Raw genomic sequence first — 25,660 nt, 5'->3', positions numbered from 1 at the left:
AGTAACACCTAATTTTCCCTTACTCATCAATAACTTCATCTATACAGCTGGTTACCCAAATAACATCCCCATAAAGATTAACCAATCTCGTGACATATCTATCCGCATTTATCGCTTTACCCGTGATAAAATTATGGTATAAATCCAACGCAAACGATTGCGCAACTCATAAAGCCTGCTTGCGCGATATATACAAAGTTACCAAATGCGAGGTTATGGTCGTCCATGAAAAGTGATATTGAAATTTGCCGTGATACATCGCTCACTCCGATTGATCTCATCGCTCAGCAGGCTGGCCTGCTACCTGAAGATTTGACTCCGCAAGGCACATTAAAAGCCAAGGTGAAACCTTCTGTCCTCAAGCGCTTGGCTGACAAGGAAGAAGGTAAGTTGGTTGTCGTTACTGCGATCACCCCGACCCCTTTGGGTGAAGGTAAAACCGTAACCACCATTGGTCTTGCCCAAGGTCTGGCCAAAATCAACCAGTCGGTGATGGCATGTATTCGCCAACCATCAATGGGCCCGGTGTTTGGTGTTAAAGGCGGTGCAGCCGGTGGCGGTTACAGCCAGGTCGCGCCGATGGAAAAGCTGAACCTTCACCTGACTGGCGATATTCACGCTGTGACAGCAGCCCATAACCTTGCCGCTGCCGCAATCGACGCCCGTGTTTACCACGAAGAGCGCCACGGTTACGAAGGCTTTAGCGAAAAAACCGGCATGCCAGCCCTACGTATCGATATGAACCGTATCGTCTGGCGCCGTGTAATGGACCACAATGACCGTGCCCTTCGCATGATCACGGTTGGCAAGAACCAGCCAGGCAAAACCATTAACGGCCTTGAGCGTGAAGACGGCTTTGATATCTCGGCGGCTTCTGAGCTAATGGCAATCCTAGCCCTTTCAAAGGATTTGGCTGACATGCGCCAGCGTATCGGCCGTGTCGTATTGGCTTATGACCTAGATGGCAAACCAGTCACCGCAGAAGATCTCCAAGTTGCCGGCGCAATGGCCGTGACCATGGTCGAAGCAATTGAGCCAACCATGATGCAAACACTGGAAGGGGTACCGACCCTTATCCACGCTGGCCCATTTGCCAATATCGCCCACGGCAACTCGTCGATTATTGCCGACCGTATTGCCCTGAAACTGGCTAACTACACCATTACAGAGGGTGGCTTCGGCTCAGACATGGGCTTCGAGAAAGCCTGTAATATCAAGGCTCAGCAAGCAGGCCGTGGTCCAGATTGTGCCGTGGTTGTTGCTACCCTACGTGGCTTGAAAGCCAACTCGGGGCTGTATGACCTGCGCCCAGGCCAGGCACTGCCACAGGCTATTTTCGAAGAAGACGAAAAAGCGCTGGTTGCGGGTTTTGAAAACCTGAAATGGCATATCAACAACGCGGCCAAATACGGCGTACCTGTTGTTGTGGCAATTAACCGCTTCCCGCAAGATACCGATGCCGAACTGGCACAGCTAAAAGCGATGGTTGAAGCCGAACAGTTCGCTACCCATGTCGATGTAGCGATCAGTGAAGCCTTCGGTAAGGGCGGTGAAGGTGCTGTTGAACTGGCAAAAGCGGTGACCCGCGCCTGTGAAACCCCAGCTAACTTCAAGCCACTGTACTCATTGTCACAAACGCTGGAAGAAAAGCTGATGACCGTCGCCGAAGTTGGCTACGGCTGCCGTGGTGTGGAGTTGTCAGATCTAGCCAAAGAGCAACTGGCCCAGTTCAAAGCCCAAGGCTATGACAACTTGGCACTTTGCATGGCGAAAACCCCGCTGTCTATCAGCCATGACCCTAGCCAGAAAGGCGCACCGAGCGATTTCACTGTTCCGGTCCGTGAGCTGAAACTATGTGCCGGCGCTGGCTTTGTCTACGCCCTGTGCGGTAACGTAATGACGATGCCAGGCCTACCGGAAAAACCTGCCTACCTAGGTTTGGACATTGATGCCGACGGTAACATTGTTGGTTTGAGCTAATAGCTCTACATCAAGTACAACTAAATCCACAAACGAAACGCCAGCACTTGTTGGCGTTTTTGTTTCTCAGGCTTATATCAAACTGATAAACAACCCGGCCACAGTGGCATTGAGCAAGTTGGCCAGTGTTGCCGCCACCAGCGAGCGTACACCCAAGGTGGCAATCTCATGATAACGGCTTGGGGCCATCACCCCGATACTGCCCAGCATGACCGCAATTGATCCGAAGTTAGCAAAGCCACACAAGGCAAAAGCGATAATCGCCTCTACCCTTGGCTCCAATATACCCTCAGCAATCATTGGCGCTAGCTGCGAGAAAGCCACAAACTCATTGATAGTGGTCTTGGTCCCGAAAATTACCGCCATCTGCTGGGCTGAATCAAAATCCCAGATCCCGGCCATAAGCGCAAACGGCAAGAACAAGTAGCCAAACACCACATCCAGGCTCAGCTCTGGCACACCAAACCAGCCACCAACGCCAGAGAGCATACCGTTAATCAGCGCAATCAAGCCCACAAAGGCCAGTAGCATGGCACCGATGTTCAAGGCGACTTGCATGCCCTGTGCGGCCCCCTGCGCAGCTGCATCGATCACATTGGCGGGTTTCCGCAGCTCCTGCTGCTGCTCCTCTACACAACCCGTCGCATCCTCTGTTTCAGGGATCATCAGCTTGGCCATCATCAAACCGGCAGGGGCTGCCATAAATGAAGCAGCCAGCAGGTATTCTAGGGGGATCCCCATCTGGGCATAACCCACCAGCACCGAACCTGCAACCGAGGCCATGCCACCCACCATTACCGCAAACAGTTGTGAGCGGGTCATGGTTGGCAAATATGGGCGGATCGTCAAAGGTGCTTCAGAGATACCAAGGAAAATGTTCGCGGTCGCAGAAATTGACTCAGGGCGGCTGGTGCCCAGCACCCTTGCTAATCCCCGGCCTAGGGTATTTACAATCAGCTGCATGATGCCAAGGTGATAGAGTACCGACACCAACGCAGAGAAAAACACCACCACCGGCAGCACCCGCAGGGCAAGGACAAAACCATTGCCGCCAAACAACTCGAACATCTTGTCTGACACTAGGCCACCAAACAAGAAGCCAATACCGTGGTTGCTGTAATTGATCACCGTTTGCACACCGGCAGAAAAATCCGATAGCGCCTCACGACCAAACGGGCTGTAGAGGACAATGGCAGCAAAACCCATCTGGATCGCCAAAGCCCCCAGAACCGTTCGCCAATTGATACGATCACGTTGTTCAGAAAGGAAATAAGCCAAAACAATCAGCAACAAAATGCCGATCACACTGGATAGAACTTGCATAGATAACTCATAGAAACAATCAGGCAGTGCCGCACCCTGGGACGTGTTGTCCAGAGTCAGTTAGTTGTTCAAAACAACCCGATCCAAAGTGCTTGGGGCGCTACCTAGGTACACCTCTGCCCGGGATAAAATCTCAGGCACCAAATGCACTCGATTTCCCTCTGCTTTGAATCCTTGCCTCCTGGCGGCATTTTGTTCGTATGAATGAAAAAAACGGGGATTCTCGCGCAATATGCGAGTGGGCACGGAAAAACCGTGCAGAAAAACGCGCGCAGGTTAAGCAGTTTTGTGACCAACTGCAAGGCATGCAGAACCAAGCGCTAAGGAAAACAGCAAGCTGGGGAAAAGACCATCAGTTCCATTGACCAGCCCAAACCAAGATTACCAAGCTATTTGCTGAGGTAATCGTTATCATGGAAGGTTCTCACCCACTGCGGCTGGTATACCACCAGTAGGGTAATTGCCATGCCATTGATAAGGGCTTCGGGGAAGAGTAGCAACGGCATCAGGACCAAATAGTTTTCGACAATATAGTGCCAACTATATAAGCCGCTCACCCACATTACCCCACTATTGAGCAGTTGATGAGCCGCTATGGTTAACGCACCGTTAATGAATGCTGCAACGAAAATATAGACAAAAAGGTGGCGGTTGAGGTACCGATAAGTCAGGCGAAACAGGCAAAAACTCAGCCAAGCCGGGAAAATGACCGACACCACGAGATAAATACCTATATCCGCAACGGGTAACAAACTAAAGCTAGCAAGTAACAGTGCCGGGAAGACACCGATTAATGACGCTATCCGCCAACCATGGCACAACGCCAACGTGGTTAGGGCCAAAAAATGCACCTTTAATCCATCCGCTAACCCGGCCTTTAGGCTCCATAGCAGAAACAAAACGACCACACTAGCAAGAACCCAGTGCTGGTAGTCCTTTTCCTGCCGAAACTTGGGCCAAAACTCCCGGGGAAAACTGGCAACAAGTGTTATCACCGCAAGTAAAATTCCGGCTAGCTGTAGACCACTCATCACATCTGGCATCCCTGTATCATCCCCATTAAATGTCCCCTGAAAATCCCTCTCAACCCATCACATCAACTACGTGCTTCAAAACAATAATCCACTCAAGCAATCCCCTAAATCCATGTAATAATTAGGGAGATAGTTGGATTAATTCGCCTAATCGCAGTGGATTTGGGTAGACTTTATACGATTAGTAATTTTTAACAAAAAAAAGTTAGCAAGACGTAACTAGATCAATTTTTTTTCGATTTATCCTGTTAACCTCAATGCCAGCTCAATAAAAATTAAGGCCTATCATTATGGAAATGACTAACGCACAACGCCTGATCCTCTCTAATCAATACTACTTGATGTCTAAACTCACGCCAGAGAACGAAGCCAAATACCGCCGCCTACAAACTATCGTAGAGCGTGGTTACGGCCTACAAATGCGAGAACTAGACAAAGAGTTTGGTGATCTGCCTGAAGAAAACTGTCGTGAAATCATTGATTTCATGGAGATGCACCATGCGATGCAAGAATCTTACAAAATGCTGTCTGATGATAACCAGAAGCAAGTAGATCAGCGCCGCCTTAACTTCCTTGGTTTTGATGCTGCAACAGAAGCCCAGCATGTCCACTACGTGCGCTTCCTGACAGAAGAAGAAGGCCTGTACCCTCAGTTCGACAAATCAGAGCACATGTTCAACAGCCAGGTGCCGATGCTGGAAAAATACCAGCGTATGCTGCGTACATGGCGCAACTGCCCTCGTCAGTACCACTTGTCTGCCACTGAGATCCAACAGGTCCTCAACGCCTAAGTTACTCTCAATTTTTTTTCAAGCCGGAGCCTTTGCTCCGGCTTGTTGTATCTGAGTCTTGACAACCCTTCCAACATAACAAAAATGTGAGCCCTGCCGGTAAATGCTCGCATCGCGTGTCAAGTTTGACCCTTATGTTATGCAAAGCATGATAAAAGCGATAAACCACTAATAATTCAGATTATTAGCCACTAATTACGCTACTCTTGGCATCTATTTCCCTGTATACACATAAACACTCTGGCTAGCTGATCTGCAATGATGAAATTAATTTATGCCGTCATACTCCTTTTCTCGCTCTCAAGTTGGGCCAAGCCAACCGATCAGCTGATCATCCTGACCACATTTACTGTCGAATCACTACAGCCACTCCTCAAACAATTTAAGCAACTTTACCCCGAGGTACACTTCACTGTTCTCCATCGCCGCGAGATATCCGGCTTGCGTTTGCTCAGCTATGATGATCATGACATTGACATCGTCATCTCTTCATCGCGCTCACTGTTTACTCCGCTGGTTGAAAAAGAACGCTTGTTACCTCTCAATGCGCTCAATTTTGATACGGCCTTTCAGCAGCAGCGCTTTTTGCAGGACTCCATTACCAATGTCGCCATCTTTGGTTATTCCGGCTATGGGTTAATGTGGAACAACGATTATTTAGAGAAACACAATCTCCCCTTGCCGAATAAGTGGGAAAGCCTTGCCGATCCCCGCTATTTCAACCATTTGGTCATGAGCAGCCCAGCCCGCTCTGGCACCACCCATGTTATGGTTGAAAATATCCTGCAGCATTACGGCTGGAAAAATGGTTGGAAGCTACTACTTCAGATCGGGGGTAACCTATCTTCTGTCTCTGCCCGTAGCTATGGTGTAAAAGACAGCATTGCCCGAGGTTTAGCCGGTGTCGGTCCGATCATCGATAGTTACGCTTACGAAAGCCAAAAGTTATTTCCGTTTATCCATTTTTCCTATCAACCCAAAAGTCCACTGATACCTAGCTACATCGCTGCGGTCAAAAACCTCAACCAGGCAAGGCGCAGTATCGAATTTATTGAGTTCCTGCTCTCTGAAGAAATACAACAGAAGTTATCGACCAGCTCACTCAATAAATACGCGCTGGACCAAACAATGGCGCAACCATTTGAAATTACGCCTATAGACCACAAACTGATGGAAGAGCGCTCGATCTTAGTCAAGCAACTCTTTGAACAGACAGTAAACCGCCAGTTGATTCGCCTTAACCAAGCATGGCAATTGATCCACAAAGTTAGGCAGCGCAACGACTTATCCTCTGAAGAGCTACGCCAATACAATCTCGCGATCCGTCTGGCCTCAACACCACCTATCTCTGAAGCCCAGTCGCGTAATTCCCAGATGCGAAGTGCTATCAGCATGTCGAGAACCGATGTGTACACTGCTCGCCTACTTGAGGAATGGCGCATATTGATGGCAGAACAACTCGACCAAGCCATCAGTATCTGTGAAAAATTGCTCGAGGGCAGCAAGCACGAGGGGAACAGGTAATGCTACTCGGCAACACCATAGGTAACCGCCTCATTGCCTCGATCGCCCTGATGGCCTTTTTGACCATTAGCGTCAGCGTGATAGCCATCATCAACTGGGAGAGCCTAGATGACCAGATCCAGGCCATGGTTGAGACAAACATGCCGACCTTACGGGCAAGCTATCAGCTGGAGCGAAACACTGCCGCCCTGCAAGCGGCACTGAACGTGCTTAACAACAATACCGACCCAGTTTTGCATGCTGAGTTAAAGCAAAACATCAATGACAAGCTGGCCAAAATCAATACGACCATCGACCAAGCAGCCAGTCTTAAATTTCATGATGCCATCAAGGCAGAGCACATTACCTTGCAAAGTGATATCAAGGTATATGCAGGCCTGTTGTACCAACGAAATACCCACATTTCTGTTCTGGCACAGACCGAAAACAACCTCAAATGGCTGCACCAGGACATGATTGATGAACTGACCCCCATTCGTCAGGAAGTCGAATGGCAGCTGACACGGATGCTGCCAAATGCGTTGGCATCGAGCACAATCAATGACGTGATAACTGAGTTTTCCCTGCTTCAGGCTATCACGGTGAAAGAAAACGAACTGCACCAACTGGTGCAGGAAATTATCCTACAGCGACAACAAAGGGATATCAGTAACGCCTTCTATTTCATTGGCTACAAGACCAAAGCGCTCAGCAAGATGAGCCAAAGCCTAAGCCACTACCCTTCTACCGTCTCTTACAGGCAATTGTTAGATGAATTGATAACCCTAGTTGAACCTGGCGGTATCCTAGAAAAGCAATTACTGCATGATTATCAGCTTTACCAGCAGATCAGCGATTACCAAGACCAGATCCAAGCTCAACTGGCCTATCAAGAAGAGCTGATCCTGACCATGGTGGAGCAAGAGGACGCTGCACTTACTACGCTCAATGAGAAAACGCGTCAGGCGATCTCTATCAGCAATATCATTCTATTTGGCACCATGGCCATCACCTTGTTTCTTTCGGTGATGCTGTCGATATACCTGGTCGGCCAAGGCATCGTCAAACGGCTAAACCTGTTGTCACAGGACTTACTTGCGGTGACCAACAACCAGCACGATGCAACTATCCAAGTGACCGGTAATGATGAAATTGGCCAATTAGGAGACAACTTGCGTGAGTTCTGCCGCCAAATGCAGGAAATGCAACAAAGCAATGCTTTAAACCTAATCAACAATACCCAGGCCAGTATCATCACCTGTAGCCTGGAAGGCACTATCGAATCCGTCAATCCAAGCGCCCTCAACTTGTTCGACAATATCGAAATGCCGCACAACCGAGCTATTTGGGAACTATTTAGCCCAACCATGCACGCTCGGTTGCGATCGCTATTCAACGAAAATAGCCCACTGTTCAGCCTCGGAGGCTGTAACTTAACCCTGAAGCAGAAGAAAGTGGATCTTGAAAACCTCTACCTGCGCTTGGATTTCCGCCTGTTCCAGCAGGGACAGCAGAAAAAGGTGATCATCACGATGACTGATATCACCGAGCAAGAGAAAGCGGCACGCTGGCTAGAAAAAATGGTTCGGGAAAAGACCCACTCCCTGACCAGCCGTAATCGCCAACTGAAATTAGAGATAGAAGATCGTAAACGGGTAGAAGCCGACTTACGCGCAACCCAAGACGAGCTGATCCAAGCGGCGAAAATGGCTGTGGTCGGCCAGACCATGACCTCACTTGCCCATGAGTTGAACCAGCCACTCTCGGCTATCTCTACCCATATCTTTACCGCCAAGTTAGCACTAGAGAAGCAACGTCTTGATCAACTGCCAACATCATTAGGTAAAGTCGAAAACCTGGCTTCCCGCATGGGGCGTATCATCGCCAGCCTAAAAAGCTTTTCAAAAAAACAGTCATCCGACAGCCCAATCAAACAGGTAGAGCTCAACGCATCGATCAAACAGGCAATGATGATTGTCGAAAGCAGGGCCAAGGTCCAGCAGACAGAAATCCATAACTTATTGGCAGGGCCCTATTTCTGCCATGCCGATCAGGTCCAACTTGAGCAGGTTCTGGTCAACCTGCTCGTCAATAGCTGCGATGCCGTTGCCGGGAGCGAGCATCGAGAAATTACCATTGAATCCCTTGACTGTCAGGCAGATCGATGTCGCCTGGCAGTCAGTGACAGCGGCAATGGATTTGCCGCCGAAATCATCGAAAAACTCTTTATTCCCTTTACCACAACAAAAGAGGTAGGGCTTGGCCTTGGGCTAAGTATCTGCCGTTCAATCATGAACCGCTTTGATGGCGATATTTACCTCGCTTCAAACTTGCAAGGCGGTGCCATGGTCGTGTTGGAGCTAAACAATTATGATAATGAATAATGATATAGAAGTACTGATCATTGATGATGACCATGATGTATTGGAGTCATATCAACAACTTCTAGAAATGTCAGGTTTTAAAGTCAAAGCCATTACTGACCCAACACAGGCGACATCCCTGTTACACAAGAACTGGCCCGGTGTGGTCGTTACCGATATGTACATGCCAGGACTCAGCGGCATGGACTTACTCGAGTTCATCAAAAACTTAGATCCTGAATTGCCTGTCATTATGATCACTGGCCACGGTGATATCCCGATGGCCGTCGACGCGGTCAAGCGTGGCGCTCTCGATTTTCTGCAAAAGCCACTGCAACCCGCAGAGTTGCTGACCCTGCTGGAAAAACACTTACCGCAGCGTAAAAGCACTATCGAGCAACGTGAATCTATCGGGCAGTCCACCAGTGAGATCTTGCTGGGTGAGAGCCCCCTAATCGTCAAAATCCGCGAAAAAATCACGCAAATGGCACTGACTTGCAAAGATGTGCTGATTGAAGGCGAAAGCGGTACGGGCAGGCACACTGTATCCAAACTACTGCACCAACACAGCCAACTGCACAAAGGGCCGTTTGTTGCCACCCAAGGTAGCAAAATCACCTGTACAGCCGATCTTCAGCGCGCCATGATCTCAGCCCGCAGCGGCAGTATCAGCCTGAATGAACCTCAGGCCATGCCTCTGGAAACCCAGCAATGGCTGTGCCGCTTTCTGTTAGAGCAAGAGCGCCAGAATAAAAAAGAAGTGCGGGTATTGGCGATAACCGGAGCGAACCCTGAAGCGTTAGTCGAGCAAGAAGTGTTGCTGCCCGAGCTTTTCTATTTCTTAAGCCAGATACGCTTTCAGCTTCCGTCGCTGCGCCAACGGGTCAGTGATATCGCACCGTTGTTCAAATACTTCCTAAAGCAAAGTTGCCAGAAACTGCACAAAGCCGTACCTGCCATCGATAAAGCTTACATTAATACGTTGAATCGCCACGCATGGAGCGGAAATGTTCTAGAGCTGAAAAATGTCGCGGAGCTGTATGCGATTGGGATAGTGAAGCTGACAGGACAAGACAGGACCAAGCCATTAGAGCAAATGAGCAGCCCGCTTGATGATCTGGTCGACAGCTATGAGAAACAAGTCATTGAAGATGCGCTGTACCTGTTTGCCGGCCGCATCAACGATGTGTCCAACTACCTACAGATCCCACGCAAGAAACTGTATTTGCGGATGAAGAAACACAATTTAGACAAGGCCGAGTACAAAGCCAAAAGCTAACCCACCTTTGGGGAGCGCCATAACGATGAAGCCAGCTTACGCTGGCTTCATGCATGCTGCGTTAGTACTCGTAACGCAGGCCAAGGAACATATAGTCATCATCGGTCTTTCCGGCAAATCGCACGGGTTCCGCCGTTCCATCATCCCCATCTTTTCCGTCTCGGAACACATAACTGGCAAAGATAGAAGAACGCAGGGTCAAACGATACTGTGCTTCCAAGGTAGTATCACTGAGTTCAAGCTCATCACCATCACTATTATCCAACCAGCGGTAACCACCACGCAGCACCCAGTAGTCATTGAGTTCATAGACGGCGGTAAACTCAACCACCTCGTCCTTACTCTTGATGCCACTGCCGTAATCCACCTCATCCTCTGAATAAACCAAACCCAGAACTAAGTCGCCGATATAATAGCTGCCGCCGATACCCCAGACATAATATTCGGCGCCATTGTCATTCTCGTCATACTGATACACTGCAACCGGTGCAATTTTGCCGGCTTCACCCAGATCAAAGGTATAGCGCATCGCGATGTTGTAGCCTTGCTTTAAGTTATCGACAATTACATCACCGGCTTCATTTTTAGTGGTATCGTCATTACCAATAATGTAGGCAAGGGAGTAATCAAAATAACCAGCGCTATTTTGGTACTGCAATGTCGCATCCTGTCGGAAAACTTGAGTTGCTGTAGGGTCAACATCAGCAACTTGACGAGCGATTGCAATATCCGATGCGGCATACACATCAACAATATCAGTAAACATAATCAGGCCCGATGCTACTCGTCCACCGGTTACCTTACCGTAATACTCTGAATCAATACCGACCCAAACATATCGGGCAGATAAACTGTCATTTCCTTCTCCGGTATTCCCTCCTTCAGCAGCATTTACTTGGTACTCTGCCCAACCGATCACTGAGACATCATCATTCACCGTTTGTGAACCACCAAGGCCAAGACGGGCATCAAATTTACCTTTTACATCACTAGAATCTTTGTCGGTAACGTTAAAGGCCAAGCGCCCATAAACATCAATTGTCGAGCCATCATCTCCTTGGAAAATCGTCCCCGCCTGAGCATAACCGGTACCCAATAATGACGATACTGCCACTGCTAATGCTACTCTTTTCATGTTCAACTCCTGTTGTACATTTTTATTGTCGAGGCCATCGCTTGCCTCGTGAAAAAGCACTGCTACTCTTTGAACGCTCAATGCACTTTCTAAAAATCAAGCACTTATTTGCGCTTAATTAGCATAGTACAGATATGCAGATATTGAATATTTGTTGAAAATTTATTGAACTTTTATGCACAAGAGAGAATGAATGGTTTGCCACTCACATTAACCGTTTTAAACGAAACGAAAAAAGGGAAGCAAAATTGCTTCCCTTCACTTGCGATAATTTCCAGTGATTCAGGCGGACTTAGAAACCGTATGAAGCACCGAAGACAAATGCATTGTTGCTGTTATTTGCTTGGTTACGGTACTCGAAGTACGGTTGCACGCCGTTGCGAGTCCATGTTGCACGGAGCTCATGATCTTTTGAGTTCTTGCGAGACTCGCCATTATTGGCATCATCGTTAAAGTTATAAATAAAGTTATACTTCAAGTTCACATCTTCGTTCAGCTGATAAGCGATTGATGTATCAGTACGCAGTGAATCACCGGCTGTATCTCCATCTGTCGCATCAATGTGGTAGCGAGAGCGGTGGTAAAGCGAGATGTTATCCATGTTGTAGCCAATTTTGACTAGCGGGCGGTACTGGATAGTCTCACCTTCCTGAACAAGATGATGGTAACCCGCAGCAACCCACAGATTGTCAGTGATGTTCATCGCTTGCTCAGCACCTAGAGTGACATAAGTAGAGTCTTGTAGCTTATTTCCCTTATCATCCACATTGATCTCACCCAACTGGATGCCGTCGAACTCAGTCAGTAGCGTCAGGCCACCCAATGAGTTAGTAAATGTATGGCCTGCTTCTAAGGTCGATGTCGCATCTGACCCACCATCGCTATGAAACTGCACGTTACCCGTTACGTAAGATGACGCCATTGCGCCTTGTGCCATTAGTAATGCGACTGCGCCTAGTGCAAAACGTTTCATTATGAACTCCTAAAGAAAAATACTCGCGGCATGTGTGCCATCTTGTTTTTTTACGGCATAAATTATTATTCAGAAAATGGATGTAATCGACAATGAACATCACCCAATCTACTTATTGCCTTGCAACAGAATCATATTCCAACCCATCCCTAGGGCATGCAATCCAACACCAATAACCACTTGATATAAAACCAAAAATAGAAAGTAAAACACTTCCTTTGAGTTGAAAAATATCTGAGATAGCTGAATATAAACTGAACATGAAGCACGGATTTATCTTTAAAATATAACTGTGATCTAGATATAATTTTACAGCGCGAAATATGTGATCGATATCCTTTCTTCCCAGCGCTTGCAGGCGTATATAGGCGGCGTTTACAATATTCCATCTACTCTTTCAGCTCGGTAACACCTATGTCATACCAATGCCCTCTCTGCCACCAACTGCTTACCCAACAGGACAAAACATGGAAATGTGCCAATAATCATCAGTTTGATCAGGCCAAGGAAGGGTATGTAAATTTAATGCCGGCTCACCATAAGAGCTCAAAGAATCCGGGCGATAACAAAGAGATGATGCAAGCTCGTCGGCTATTTCTCGATGCCGGCCACTATGCCCCAATGCGTCAGCAGGTGATTGAAAAGCTTGAACAACATTTACCAGATAATGCAGAGCACCTTTTGGATATCGGCTGTGGCGAGGGTTATTACACTTCTGGCTTTGCCGCCGCTTTGTCGGAACATCCAGCACTAGAAGTTCACGGATTAGATATTTCAAAAGTGGCGGTGCGCTTCGCTGCCAAACGCTACCCGACCTGCCATTTTTGCGTGGCCTCGAGTCACCGCTTGCCATTTGCAGACCGCTCCCTTGACGGTATGGTAAGGATCTATGCGCCTTGCAAAGCAGAAGAGCTCAAGCGCACGGTTAAACTCGGTGGCATCATAGTTACCGTCACTCCTGCGGCCCGCCATTTATACCAACTCAAAGAGCTTATTTACGATGGTGTGAGGTTGCATGACATGGACCCAGAGATCATTGATGGGTTTGAGCTGATCGATCAAAGCCAACTTCACTACGACATGACGCTCAATGGCGAAGAGGCAACGGCATTGATGCAAATGACCCCATTCGCGTGGAAAACCAGTGACAGTGTTTGGCAACAACTGGCAACCAGCGAGCAGTTCCGCTGCGAGGCTGACTTTGCTATTCGGGTTTATCAACGTCAGGCATAATCCCTACTCTCTTCGGTTTACCGCAATAAACAATAGTAGTTATCAATTGCAATTGATAACTACTATCAACTCACTTATCATCACAGCTTCTATACTTAATGTTTTGTTTGTCGTGTAGTTTTTACTCGGCCTCATTCAACACTGTGAATTGATAACCATGAAAAAATGGCTTTCCCTCGGTCTAGCGAGCCTGATGTTCGGCTGCACCTCTCATTCTGACGTAAACGGCATTGATGCAACCAATGCGACTCAACCGCTGCCGACAATGTATGACTCAACTATTCAGTCGCCTCAAGGTCAGCCAATGACCTTGGCCCAACTGGCGACGGCCCTCAAAGACGCAGATATCGTCTTGGTCGGAGAGTGGCACGGCCACCCTGGCGCGCACCTGATGCAGGCCAAGTTATTTGCCGCCCTCTATCAGCAAAACCCTGATATGGCGCTCTCGATGGAGCAATTCACCCGCGACAAACAACATGTCGTCAATCAATATCTGGCTGGTGAAATCGGTGAGAAAACCCTGATCAAAGAAGGTAAAGCCTGGCCAAACTACAGCAGTGATTACCGCCCGTTAGTTGAGTTTGCCAAAATGAATCAACTGGATGTCATTGCCGCCAATGCACCTAAATCTATCGTTCGTTGTATTGGCCAACAGGGGGAGGATTATTTAACCCTGCTTCCAGCCATTGAACGTAAGTGGGTCGCTGAGCAACTTACTCTGGGTGATGATGCCTACCACACTAAATTCAATGCCTCGATGCACCATGGTGACGAAGAGAAAACAAAGCGCCAATTTGCCGCTCAAACCGCTTGGGATGACACCATGGCCGAAAGTATGGTGGACTACCTTGCCCTACATCCAGGTAAGCAAATCATCCATGTTGCTGGTCGATTCCACGTTGCAGAAGGCTTGGGAACAGCATCACGGATCACTACCCGTAACCCAGATTTGAAGGTGATGATGGTAACCCCTGTCACCGAGAAAGCTAATGTAGCGGAAGGTTCACCAGACTTCACTTTCGAAGTCATGCCACTGCCGACCGCTTATGTCGACAAAGACAAAATGAAAGCAGCAATGCAGCAAATTTACGGCAGGAACAAAGGACTTGAATGCTATAAATAACAAGTTTATAGCCTAGAAAAGAACAGACCCCACCGGCGGCCAAGCTTGTGGGGTCGTTGGGAGAGATACAGCTAATATCTCGATAGCTATTATTTCGTACCAGAGCTGACCCTTTCCTGAACGCTCGCCTGTCACAGCATGATCCAAAGCACAGTTTTTCATAGCGTTATTCCGCCAAAACAAAAAACTTACCTCCAGTAACGACAAAAATAGCAATTAAGCGTATCTGACTATTTTTTAGCCGCCTCTTAAACAAACTCACCGCGTGATTTATACCAAGCAATATTCCATCACCATTAAAGACAACTCTTCCAGCATGATCGCCCTTAGTGTTGTTGCATTATTGTTAAATAACATATGTTCATTGTGCCCACAATGCGCTACAACAATATGCCAAGCCGATATTTGATTGCTATAGCAGGTATCGCAACCGGCACTTTGTAAAGCAAACAGGGAATGTATGAGAATGGACATAAAAAACAATAAACTACTCACCGCTATCTGCGTCGCCACTTCACTGACCTTGGCATCGGCATCCGCTATGGCGGCCGATGTTGCCAAAGTCGCTGTATCACAGATTGTCGAGCACCCCGCCCTTGATGCGGCCCGCAATGGCCTGCTTGATGGCCTGAAGGAAAAAGGCTACATCGAGGGGGAAAACCTAGAATTTAGCTACCAAACTGCCCAAGGTAACCCCGCTATTGCGGTCCAAATTGCCAAGCAGTTTGTTGGCGAACGCCCTGACGTTCTGGTAGGCATTGCCACCCCGACAGCACAAGCCCTAGCAGCCTCGACCCGCTCTATACCCGTTGTCTTTACTGCGGTCACCGATCCTGTTGGCGCCAAGTTGGTCAAGGACATGGAACAACCAGCCCGTAATGTCACCGGCTTATCCGATCTGTCTCCTGTTGCCCAGCACGTCGCTTTGATGCAAGAGCTGCTGCCAGAAATGAAAAACATCGGCGTGGTCTTCAATCCAGGTGAAGCAAATGCAGTAGCCTTGGTTCAACTACTGCGTGCTGCTGCGGAAGAAAAAGGCCTGACTGTGGTTGAAGGAACAGCCCTGAAAAGTGCCGACGTCCAATCTGCCGCCCAGATTGTTGCCGCCAAGGCAGACGTCATTTACGCCCCGACCGATAATACTGTCGCCAGTGCCATTGACGGCCTGGTCAATGCCGGTAACCAAGCCAAAACCCCTATCGTCGGGGCATCGACAACTTACATTGAGAGTGGCGCGCTGGCAGCCCTTGGTTTCGACTATTACCAAGTGGGAGTCCAGACTGCAGATTATGTTGATGCCTTGCTAAAAGGTAAGAAAGTCGCGGAGTTGCCGGTAAAAGTTGCCAAAGGCTCAGATCTGGCCCTCAACCAGAAAGCTGCAGACAAGCTAGGCATCACCTTCCCAAGCTCAATGATTGAGCGCGCGACGTCGATAGAGAAGTAAGTTTATAGATCCTAGATCCTGGTTCCTAGCTAACGGTTCTAGGTTCTAGGTTCTAGGTTCTAGGTTCTAGGCAGGATGCCTACTCACATATAAAGACAAGGAGAATAAGGATGTCTTTCTTTGCCTTTCTCGGGACGCTTGAAATCGGGCTGGTCTATGGACTGGTTGCCCTTGGCGTCTATCTCACTTTTCGTATTCTGGACTTCCCCGACCTCTCGGTCGATGGCAGCTTTCCTATGGGAGCAGCCGTGGCGGCGACAGCCATTATTGCCGGCTTCAACCCGTGGGCGGCAACCTTGCTGGCCATCGCTGCCGGTGGATTATGTGGCTTGGTCACCGCCTTTCTTGCCGTACGCTGCGGGATCCTCCACCTGCTAGCCAGTATCCTCACTATGATTGCGGCCTTCTCGATAAATATCCGCATAATGGGTAGCCCAAACCTCTCCCTGCTTGGTGAAGATACCCTGTTTACCCCGTTTGAAATGCTCGCCTTTGACTACGGACTGGATGAAGGCATCATCCGCTTAGCGGTCGTGCTGGCCTTGGTCGTTGCAAGTGCGTGGTTTATCACCCGGTTGCTCGCCAGTGACTTTGGCCTTGGCCTTCGGGCCACCGGTGTAAATAGCCGTATGGTCAACGCTCAAGGTGGTAACACGGCACTGTACACCTATTTTGGCCTCGCCTTATCCAATGGTTTTGTCGGCTTTGCTGGCGCCCTGTTTGCCCAGACCAACAGTTTTGCCGATGTGACTTCCGGTGTAGGAACCATCGTCGTCGGCTTAGCTGCAGTTATCCTCGGACAGACCTTGCTGCCTGGGCGCAAGATTTGGGTCGCGGTAATCGCCGTGATCCTCGGCTCTATCCTGTATCGCCTAGCCGTCGCTTTTGCCCTGAGTAGCGGTATGTTCGGCCTACAAGCGTCAGATCTCAACCTGATCACAGCCCTATTGGTTGCCTTCGCGCTTATTGCCCCGCGTATGAAAGGGCAATTGATACGCGGCAAAAAGAAACCATCCGTCGCCACCAACAAGGCCAGCGCAAGAGGTTAAGGCAAGCATGATTGAACTCAATGATATCCGCGTGACCTTTAATGAAGGCACAATATTGGAAAACCAAGCGTTGAAAGGGGTTTCCCTCAGGGTGCCCGAAAAGCAATTCGTTACCGTGATTGGCTCCAACGGGGCGGGAAAATCCACCCTCCTAGGTGCAGTCAGTGGTGAAACGCCAATGGTTGGCGGGCAAGTGCTGATAGACAGCATTGATGTTACCCAGAAAAGTGTCCACCAGCGGGCCCAATATGCTGCCCGTGTTTTCCAAGACCCACTGGCCGGTACTTGTGGCTCACTGACCATAGAAGAGAACATGGCACTGGCCTACAAGCGTGGCAGCAACCGCAGCTGGAAGCTCGCCCTTTCTTCCAAGCGCCGCAAACTGTTCCAAGAGCGCATCAGCATTCTCGGCCTTGGCCTAGAAGATCGCCTAGGCGACAGCATCGGATTATTGTCGGGCGGGCAACGTCAGGCCGTGAGCTTGGTTATGGCAACACTCGCTGACAGTAAACTATTACTGCTCGATGAGCACACCGCAGCACTGGATCCCCGCATGGCGGCCTTCGTTCTCGCACTGACCAATAAAGTCGTACAGGAGTTTGACCTCACTGTAATGATGGTCACTCACTCCATGAAAGATGCTTTGGCCTATGGCGAACGCACTGTCATGCTGCATCAAGGGGAGATCGTCCTTGATGTCGCTGGTGAGGAACGTAACCAAATGGGCGTCAAGGATTTGTTGGAGATGTTCAGTAAAGTTCGCGGCGAAGAGCTGGCGGATGATAGCCTGTTGCTGAACTAGCACCAAAATTGCTATTCGCGACCTACGGCAAATTAAAGTAAAATACCCATCGTGCCCAGCATGTTCTGGGCCTTATTGATTTTTAGGAAAACGATGAAAAAAACATTTGCTTTAACTCACCCGAAGAAAGCGGTTCCACGCGTTGTCGAAGCTGTAAAGTTCGAGGTAAAGAAATACCTCAAGCGTGAACGTAACAAATCCCTGCCAGCAGGCGCTGACTACTGGGATTTCGACTGTAAATATGGTCACACCGAGCAGGAAGCAAAGGTAATCCACGTTAAAGAAATCAACAAGTGCATCGACGAAGCGGAATCTTTGTCGCTGACCTCTTTCTACTTGGAAATCTTGGCTAAGCCAGCTGTGCGCACCAAGCGCCAAGTTGAAGACGAAGAGTAATCGTCGAACAAAAAAAGTAGCCCGCTGGCTACTTTTTTTGTATTCAAATCAACTTAAAACAAATGCCCTATCAAAACCAACGCTCCAGCGAGGATTTGTCCAGTTGCTTGAAGGCACGGTTTAATACCTGAGCCAACTCTTTATAGCGCGGGCGGCTTTTCAGTGGCTGCAACGTATACCCTTCACTAACAATCTTGTCATGGATCTCACGGTACCAGCTTGCCAGTGACGGCGGCAGGTCGGTTCGGCTCCGCTTGCCAAGCCACCACAGCCCTTGCAAAGGCATACTCAGGGCAAATAAAGCAATGGTGATAGCTTGTGGCAGGGCGTCATAGTTATCAAAGGCCATCTGGCTCAGAACACTGATAACCGCTACCGCTGGCATCACTCGCATTGCAAAACGTGTCGCTTTTATGTAGCGCTGCTCGGGAAACAGGATGGCCAACTCTTTACGCATTGGCCACGTAGCCATGTAATCCTGGCCATGACGGAAAGCTTGCCAAATAGAATGTTGTTGACTCATAAACCACCAAACTTAAAAAAAATCAGTAAAAATTCAAAACCAGCGATAACAAACTTGATTCAAATTAATTTTTTCTAAAAATACTTTTGTTATATTGCACCACAATCGCTATCCTATGCACGCCTACATTTATTGTTGCCTGTAATCATCGTTCTGGCAACTGAAGGCACTTCCAAGGATGGCCCAGAATCTGGGTTACACGATTCTACTTGATACGGATGTAGCACGATTTTGACCCTGACTAGACCGACTTGTCGAAAAGTCGTCTATTCTATGGGTAATTTTTATTTCAGTTGAATATCAACTTTCAGACAGATTATAGGTAGTCACTCATGTCTAAGCTGGTTTTAGTTCTTAACTGCGGTAGTTCTTCTCTAAAGTTCGCTGTTGTTGACGCGGTATCAGGTGAAGAGCACCTGACAGGTCTTGCAGAATGTCTGCACCTTCCAGAAGCACGTATCAAGTGGAAACTTGACGGCAAGCACGAAGCTCAACTAGGCGACGGCGCTGCTCACGAAGAAGCACTAGCGTTCATGGTAGACACAATTCTTGCGTCTAAGCCAGAACTAGCTGAAAACCTAAAAGCTATCGGTCACCGTGTAGTACACGGCGGCGAGCAGTTCACTAAGTCAGCACTGATCTGCGGTGACGTACTTAAAGGTATCGAAGACTGTGCAACTCTAGCACCTCTTCACAACCCTGCTCACATCATCGGTATCAAAGCTGCTCAGAAGTCTTTCCCAGCGCTTAAGAACGTTGCTGTATTCGACACTGCGTTCCACCAGACTATGCCTGAAGAAGCGTACCTATACGCTCTACCGTACAACCTATACAAAGAGCACGGTATCCGTCGCTACGGTATGCACGGTACTTCTCACCTATTCATCACTCGCGAAACTGCGAAGCTGCTAGGTAAGAAAGAAGAAGAGCTAAACATCATCAACTGTCACCTAGGTAACGGTGCTTCAGTTTGTGCAATCAAGAACGGTCAGTCTGTAGATACTTCTATGGGTCTAACTCCTCTTGAAGGTCTAGTAATGGGTACGCGTTGTGGTGACATCGACCCAGCTATCATCTTCCACATGCACGACAACCTTGGCTACTCTGTTGAGAAAATCAACAACATGCTAACTAAAGAGTCTGGCCTAATGGGTCTGACTGAAGTGACTTCTGACTGTCGTTTCGTTGAAGACAACTACGGCGAGAAAGAAGAAGCAACACGTGCAATGGACGTGTTCTGCCACCGTCTAGCTAAGTACGTTGCTGGTTACACTGCTTCTCTAGAAGGTCGCCTAGACGCAATCACTTTCACTGGCGGTATCGGTGAAAACTCTGCACCTATCCGTGAGATGGTTCTAAACCGCCTTGCTATCCTAGGTGTTGAAGTTGACGGTGAAGCTAACCTTAAAGCACGTTTCGGCGGCGAAGGTGTGATCACTACTGAAAACAGCCGTGTTCCTGCAATGGTTGTTTCAACTAACGAAGAACTAGTTATCGCTGAAGATACAGCTCGTCTAGCTGAAATCTAATCGGTCGATACTGATTTCAACGGCTGGCCTAGGCCGGCCGTTTTTTCATGGCTTATGACCTTAAGTCATGCTTTTTTGTGGTGCTGTCCAATACCGGTTCACCCATCGTTATTGCACAGCGCTGTCGTATTTCAATAGTTGAGGAATCCATAGTGTCCCGTACTATTATGCTTGTTCCGGTTGGTGCCGGAGTTGGTCTTACTAGCGTAAGCCTAGGTGTGCTTCGTGCAATGGAGCGCAAAGGTGTTCGCGTTTCTTTCTTCAAGCCTATCGCTCAGCCACGTCACGGTGGCGGTCAGCCAGATCTAACAACTAACATCATTGCTGCTAACAGCGATATGAAAGTGGCTGAACCATTCTCAATGGCTTGTGCAGAAGAGCTTATCCGTAACGATAAGAGCGACGTGCTACTAGAAGACATCGTTGCACGCTTCAAAGAAGCAACCGCTGACGCTGAAGTTGCATTGATCGAAGGTCTTGTACCAACTCGCAAGCACCCATTTGCTAACCAGATCAACTACGAGATCGCTAAGACTCTGGATGCGGAAATCGTATTCGTTGTTGCACCTGGTACTGATAACCCAGCTCAACTTAAAGAGCGTATCGAAGTAGCATGTTCTAACTTCGGCGGTATCAAGAACAAGCAAATCGCTGGTGTTATCGTTAACAAGCTTAACGCACCTGTTGACGCTGAAGGCCGTACTCGCCCAGACCTATCTGAAATCTTCGACGACGCTGAAGCCACTGTACCTTCAAACGTTGAAGTTATGCAGGTATTCAACTCAAGCCCAATCCGTGTACTAGGCTGTGCACCTTGGAGCGCTGAGCTGATCGCGACTCGTTCTACTGACATCGCTAAGCACCTAAACGCTGAAATCATCAACGAAGGTGACATCGCTTCTCGTCGTATCAAGAGCATCACTTTCTGTGCGCGTTCTATCCCGCACATGGTTGAGCACTTCCGCCCAGGCTCTCTGCTAGTAACTTCTGCAGACCGTCCTGACGTAATCGTTGCTGCATGTCTTGCTGCAATGAACGGCGTTGAGATCGGTGCACTACTGCTTACTGGTGGCTACGAGCTACCTAAGCCAGTTATGGACCTTTGTGAGCGTGCATTCGAAACAGGCCTACCTGTTATGACTGCAATGGGTAACACTTGGCAGACTTCTCTGAACCTTCAGAGCTTCAGCCTAGAAGTACCAGCTGACGATAAAGAGCGTGTTGAGCTAGTTAACGAGTTCATGGCAAGCCACATTGACGGCCAGTGGATTGAATCTCTTACTGAAGGTTCAACCAAAGAGCGTCGCCTAAGCCCACCAGCATTCCGTTACGAGCTAACTGAGCTTGCACGTAAAGCGGCTAAGCGTATCGTTCTTCCTGAAGGTGACGAACCACGTACTGTTAAAGCTGCAGCTATCTGTGCTGAGCGTGGTATCGCTGAGTGTGTGCTTCTTGGTAACCCAGAAGACATCAAGCGTGTTGCTGAGCAGCAAGGCGTAACTCTAGGTGCTGGCGTAACTATCATCAACTCTGATGAAGTACGTGAGAACTACGTTGCTCGTCTTGTAGAGCTACGTGGCCACAAAGGCATGACTGACGTTGTTGCTCGTGAAAAACTTCAGGATTCTGTTTTCCTTGGCACAATGATGCTAGAAAACGACGAAGTTGACGGCCTGGTTTCTGGTGCGGTTCACACCACTGCGAACACTATCGTTCCTCCATTCCAGATCATCAAGACTGCACCTGATGCGTCTATCGTATCTTCTGTATTCTTCATGCTACTACCTGATCAGGTACTGGTATACGGTGACTGTGCGATCAACCCTGATCCAACAGCTGAGCAGCTAGCAGAAATCGCTATCCAGTCTGCAGACTCTGCAAAAGCATTCGGCATCGAGCCTCGCGTAGCAATGATCTCTTACTCTACCGGTACTTCTGGTAAGGGTGCAGACGTTGAGAAAGTACGTGAAGCGACCAAGCTAGCTCAAGAGAAGCGTCCAGATCTAGTGATCGACGGTCCTCTTCAGTACGATGCTGCGATCATGGAAAACGTTGCGGCTTCTAAGGCGCCTAACTCGCCTGTAGCTGGTAAAGCAACTGTATTCGTATTCCCAGACCTAAACACTGGTAACACGACTTACAAAGCGGTACAGCGTTCTGCAGACCTAGTATCTATCGGTCCAATGCTTCAGGGCATGCGTAAGCCAGTTAACGACCTATCTCGCGGCGCACTAGTAGACGACATCGTTTACACCGTTGCTCTTACTGCGATTCAGGCTAAACAAGCTGACGACGCTAACAAGTAATATTGAGTTACTTGCATAATGTTTCAATGCCCCGCACTGCGGGGCATTTTTTTACCCATATAAAATCAATTTCTTATATATTCCGCTGAATATTTATTCCTCCTTTTTTCACGCAACTGACATCATATGGTGACCGAATTCACAATACCCACATAAAGAGTATGATTATTCGTTAACGGAATGTTTTTTCGGAACTTGTATACCACTTTTGGCGTAGTTGATGGTTTATAAACCCGGGTTAAGAACTTAGTGCAGAAGTTCGAGCGGTTTTTGACTTATATGAAACAAGGATAATGGAATAATGTTCTGGATACACCTGTTATTACTGCTAGCTGTCATTTTGATCGGTATACGCCACGGCGGTATCGCCTTTGGTCTACTCGGGGGCCTTGGTGTCTCTGTCATGACATTTGTTTTTGGCATCGCCCCGGGCCAACCGCCTGTCGGCGTTATGCTTATCATCCTCGCAGTGGTTGCCGCCTCTGCCACCCTTGAGGCCACCGGTGGCTTGAAGCTACTGGTTAAATTTGCCGAGCGCCTGCTTCGTAAACACCCAGAGCATGTGGTATTCCTTGGCCCGATTTGTACTTACTCACTAACAGTACTGGTTGGTACCGGCCACTCGGTCTACCCGCTACTGCCTGTTATCTATGACGTCGCCTATAAAAAAGGTATCCGCCCTGAGCGTCCGATGGCAATGGCCACCGTTGCTTCGCAAATGGGTATCACTGCCAGCCCAATCGCTGCGGCGGCTGCCGTTGTGATGGCAACAGCGATGGACAACAACCTCGATATCAACCTCATCAACGTCTTGATGGTTACCATTCCAGCCACCTTCGGCGGCCTGTTGATTGCCTGCCTATGGAGCTTGAAGCGTGGTAAGGACTTGGACAAAGATCCAGAATTCCAAGCGCGCCTTGAAGACGAAGAGTTCCGCAACAGCCTGGTTGACCCTGATCAGGAAGGTTCTGCCGAAGAGGAAGCAGAACACGAGCGTACCGCGAAGAAAGGCCTTACTGTGTTCCTGCTCGGTATCCTTGCCGTTGTCGGTATCGCACTGTTCAGCAAGCAAGTACTGCCACAAGGTGTTGGCATGTCGGTTGCTATCCAGTTCATGATGCTATCGGTCGGTGCGGTTATCCTGCTAACCACTAAGATTTCACCTAAGCGTATTGTTAACAGCAACGTCTTTATTGCCGGTATGAGCGCGGTGATCACCATCTTCGGTATCGCATGGTTCAGTGACACTATTATCGGCCACCATAAAGAGTACCTCGTTGGCTTGGTAAGCGGCATGGTGAACGTTTACCCATGGACCTTTGCCTTTGCGATGTTCTTCGTGTCTGTGTTCCTGAAGAGCCAGGCAGCCGTGCTGACTATTATGATGCCACTAGGTTTTGCCCTTGGTATCGACCCTGCTGTACTGATTGGTGTGCTACCGGCGTGTTACGCTTACTTCTTCTTCCCGTTCTACCCAAGTGATCTCGCTGCTATCAGCTTCGACCGCTCGGGCACTACGGCAATCGGTAAGTACGTATTGAACCACAGCTTCATGATCCCAGGCTTTATTGGTGTGGGTTCGGCAACGATTATTGGTTATTTCATCTCTATGATGGTGAACTAAGCCACCCTGAACTGAAATAAAAAAAGGCCGCTACATCCGTAGCGGCCAACATGTCAGACTCGAATCAACACAAGAAATAAAAAACTAACTCAATACCAAGCTAGTAAACGTAGAACACGGTACTCCCCACTTACTTGTTGCGTAAGTAGATAATCCAATAACCCATACCGACAAACACACCACCACCGATGATGTTCCCCAGTGTCACCGGGATCAGGTTATTGATTACAAAATTACTCAGGGTCAAGTCGGCAAAATCCGCCGGGTTCATACCCGACATCTGCCAAAATTCAGGTGTGGCCAGGTGCTTGATACCAATAGCCATCGGTACCTGGAACATGTTGGCAATGCAGTGCTCGAAGCCCGATGAAACGAACATCGCTACCGGCAGGATCATCACCAAAATCTTATCTGTCAGGGTACGGCCGCTGAAGGTCATCCATACCGCCACACACACCAGTACATTACACATTACGCCTAAGGCAACGGCCTGCATGAAGTCATGGTGCAGCTTATGCTGGGCAATTTGCATCGCATTAATACCGACCGCACCGCTGCCAGACATGTACTGTTTGGTCATCAGCATGATCGCAACAAGCATCAGCGCACCGAGTAGGTTACCGATATACACCACACCCCAGTTGAGCCACAGGCTCTTCCAACTGATCTTTCCGCTGGCACGGGCAACAAGCGTCAACACAGAACTGGTAAACAGCTCGCCACCGGTGATCACAACCAAGATAAGACCTAGGCTAAATGCCAAACCACCGATAAAACGCGACATTCCCCACGGCATGTCACCAGCACCAGTAGTAACTGTGGTATAGAACACAAACGCAATACCAATATGCATCCCAGCGGTGATCGCCAGTAGCAACGACTTCATCGGATCTTTGGTGGCCTTGCTTACACCTACCTCGGCCGCTTTCTCCGCCATTTGTGGCGGTAATAACGAATCAAACTGATTCTGACACATATTGTTTGGCACCTGACACATCTTGAAATACACAAAAATAAGGAGGCGAGGATAGTGACTTTTATCACACAAATATTCAAGGGTTCGCCAAAACAATAATTCGAGATATACGAACGAATTACTCGGATATTTCGAATCAACAAATATTGTAAACATCGAGCAACAAATCTGTACGCCAAAGATTCAAATCGCGCTAACATGCCGTCACATTGCAACTACATTTATACCCATATGTGCATAGCAGTGGAATCTTATGCACAGCCCCAAGCCTGTA

20 protein-coding genes are annotated in these 25,660 nt (G+C 48.5%); 14 read left to right on the top strand and 6 right to left on the bottom strand.

Annotated elements, in window-relative coordinates; translation table 11 throughout:
• Positions 1-225 precede the first annotated feature (225 nt).
• Entirely contained in the window at positions 226-1,980 is a 1,755-nt protein-coding gene (locus C9J01_RS23830) for a formate--tetrahydrofolate ligase (RefSeq protein WP_107300611.1), read from the top strand.
• Between the two features lie 72 nt (positions 1,981-2,052).
• On the opposite strand, the gene C9J01_RS23825 is transcribed toward C9J01_RS23830, so the two are convergent.
• Together C9J01_RS23825 and C9J01_RS23820 are read right to left on the bottom strand one after the other, a co-directional pair.
• Complete coding sequence (locus C9J01_RS23825; protein WP_107300610.1) at positions 2,053-3,303, bottom strand: NupC/NupG family nucleoside CNT transporter; 1,251 nt, start codon at positions 3,301-3,303, stop codon at positions 2,053-2,055.
• A 389-nt stretch (positions 3,304-3,692) separates the two neighbouring features.
• The gene (locus C9J01_RS23820; protein ID WP_237157057.1) at positions 3,693-4,346 is read right to left on the bottom strand and encodes an energy-coupling factor ABC transporter permease; all 654 of its coding nucleotides are present in this window, start codon (positions 4,344-4,346) and stop codon (positions 3,693-3,695) included.
• Between the two features lie 281 nt (positions 4,347-4,627).
• Here C9J01_RS23820 and C9J01_RS23815 point away from each other — a divergent pair, with 281 nt between their 5' ends.
• The 4 genes from C9J01_RS23815 to C9J01_RS23800 all read left to right on the top strand — a co-directional run bounded on the left by C9J01_RS23815 (position 4,628) and on the right by C9J01_RS23800 (position 10,273).
• Complete coding sequence (locus C9J01_RS23815) at positions 4,628-5,128, top strand: YfbU family protein (protein ID WP_107300609.1); 501 nt, start codon at positions 4,628-4,630, stop codon at positions 5,126-5,128.
• A 258-nt stretch (positions 5,129-5,386) separates the two neighbouring features.
• Positions 5,387-6,652, top strand: coding sequence for an ABC transporter substrate-binding protein (locus tag C9J01_RS23810; RefSeq protein WP_107300608.1), 1,266 nt, complete (start codon positions 5,387-5,389; stop codon positions 6,650-6,652).
• Positions 6,652-9,015 (top strand): ATP-binding protein, encoded by a 2,364-nt coding sequence (locus C9J01_RS23805; RefSeq protein WP_107300607.1) that lies wholly within the window; start codon positions 6,652-6,654, stop codon positions 9,013-9,015. Before C9J01_RS23810 ends, C9J01_RS23805 begins: the two co-directional genes overlap by 1 nt.
• Positions 9,002-10,273, top strand: coding sequence for a sigma-54-dependent transcriptional regulator (locus C9J01_RS23800; protein ID WP_107300606.1), 1,272 nt, complete (start codon positions 9,002-9,004; stop codon positions 10,271-10,273). The genes C9J01_RS23805 and C9J01_RS23800 overlap by 14 nt, the downstream gene beginning before the upstream one ends.
• Positions 10,274-10,334: 61 nt before the next feature.
• Here the strand turns inward: C9J01_RS23800 and C9J01_RS23795 are convergent, their stop codons facing one another.
• Together C9J01_RS23795 and C9J01_RS23790 are read right to left on the bottom strand one after the other, a co-directional pair.
• The gene (locus C9J01_RS23795) at positions 10,335-11,408 is read right to left on the bottom strand and encodes a porin (RefSeq protein WP_107300646.1); all 1,074 of its coding nucleotides are present in this window, start codon (positions 11,406-11,408) and stop codon (positions 10,335-10,337) included.
• Positions 11,409-11,700: 292 nt separating this feature from the next.
• Positions 11,701-12,381, bottom strand: a complete 681-nt coding sequence (locus tag C9J01_RS23790; protein WP_107300605.1) for an oligogalacturonate-specific porin KdgM family protein — start codon at positions 12,379-12,381, stop codon at positions 11,701-11,703.
• A gap of 414 nt (positions 12,382-12,795) precedes the next feature.
• Here C9J01_RS23790 and rlmA point away from each other — a divergent pair, with 414 nt between their 5' ends.
• The 6 genes from rlmA to C9J01_RS23760 all read left to right on the top strand — a co-directional run bounded on the left by rlmA (position 12,796) and on the right by C9J01_RS23760 (position 18,428).
• Positions 12,796-13,614: a 23S rRNA (guanine(745)-N(1))-methyltransferase gene (gene rlmA / locus C9J01_RS23785; RefSeq protein WP_107300604.1), complete on the top strand. Its 819-nt coding sequence runs from the start codon at positions 12,796-12,798 to the stop codon at positions 13,612-13,614.
• A gap of 157 nt (positions 13,615-13,771) precedes the next feature.
• Positions 13,772-14,737: a ChaN family lipoprotein gene (locus C9J01_RS23780; protein ID WP_107300603.1), complete on the top strand. Its 966-nt coding sequence runs from the start codon at positions 13,772-13,774 to the stop codon at positions 14,735-14,737.
• Between the two features lie 472 nt (positions 14,738-15,209).
• Entirely contained in the window at positions 15,210-16,181 is a 972-nt protein-coding gene (locus C9J01_RS23775) for an ABC transporter substrate-binding protein (RefSeq protein ID WP_107300645.1), read from the top strand.
• A gap of 110 nt (positions 16,182-16,291) precedes the next feature.
• Positions 16,292-17,230, top strand: a complete 939-nt coding sequence (locus C9J01_RS23770) for an ABC transporter permease (RefSeq protein ID WP_107300602.1) — start codon at positions 16,292-16,294, stop codon at positions 17,228-17,230.
• Positions 17,231-17,237: 7 nt separating this feature from the next.
• The gene (locus C9J01_RS23765) at positions 17,238-18,032 is read left to right on the top strand and encodes an ABC transporter ATP-binding protein (protein WP_107300601.1); all 795 of its coding nucleotides are present in this window, start codon (positions 17,238-17,240) and stop codon (positions 18,030-18,032) included.
• 93 nt (positions 18,033-18,125) lie between these two features.
• Positions 18,126-18,428 (top strand): DUF6172 family protein, encoded by a 303-nt coding sequence (locus C9J01_RS23760; RefSeq protein ID WP_107300600.1) that lies wholly within the window; start codon positions 18,126-18,128, stop codon positions 18,426-18,428.
• Positions 18,429-18,498: 70 nt separating this feature from the next.
• Here C9J01_RS23760 and yfbV read toward each other — a convergent pair whose 3' ends face one another.
• On the bottom strand, positions 18,499-18,951 hold the full coding sequence (yfbV, locus tag C9J01_RS23755) for a terminus macrodomain insulation protein YfbV (protein ID WP_107300599.1): 453 nt from the start codon (positions 18,949-18,951) through the stop codon (positions 18,499-18,501).
• Positions 18,952-19,283: 332 nt separating this feature from the next.
• Here yfbV and C9J01_RS23750 point away from each other — a divergent pair, with 332 nt between their 5' ends.
• From C9J01_RS23750 to C9J01_RS23740, 3 genes are all read left to right on the top strand, one after another.
• Positions 19,284-20,480 (top strand): acetate kinase, encoded by a 1,197-nt coding sequence (locus tag C9J01_RS23750; protein ID WP_107300598.1) that lies wholly within the window; start codon positions 19,284-19,286, stop codon positions 20,478-20,480.
• Positions 20,481-20,647: 167 nt separating this feature from the next.
• Positions 20,648-22,786, top strand: a complete 2,139-nt coding sequence (pta, locus tag C9J01_RS23745) for a phosphate acetyltransferase (protein ID WP_158264594.1) — start codon at positions 20,648-20,650, stop codon at positions 22,784-22,786.
• A gap of 301 nt (positions 22,787-23,087) precedes the next feature.
• Positions 23,088-24,410, top strand: coding sequence for an anaerobic C4-dicarboxylate transporter (locus C9J01_RS23740; RefSeq protein WP_107300596.1), 1,323 nt, complete (start codon positions 23,088-23,090; stop codon positions 24,408-24,410).
• Between the two features lie 130 nt (positions 24,411-24,540).
• Here C9J01_RS23740 and focA read toward each other — a convergent pair whose 3' ends face one another.
• Complete coding sequence (gene focA, locus C9J01_RS23735; RefSeq protein ID WP_107300595.1) at positions 24,541-25,386, bottom strand: formate transporter FocA; 846 nt, start codon at positions 25,384-25,386, stop codon at positions 24,541-24,543.
• Positions 25,387-25,660: the final 274 nt, after the last annotated feature.

The organism is Photobacterium rosenbergii, assembly GCF_003026455.1.
Lineage (GTDB): Bacteria > Pseudomonadota > Gammaproteobacteria > Enterobacterales > Vibrionaceae > Photobacterium > Photobacterium rosenbergii.
The sequence above is the reverse complement of the archived record's forward strand: the minus strand, read 5'-3'. Positions and strand labels throughout refer to the sequence as shown.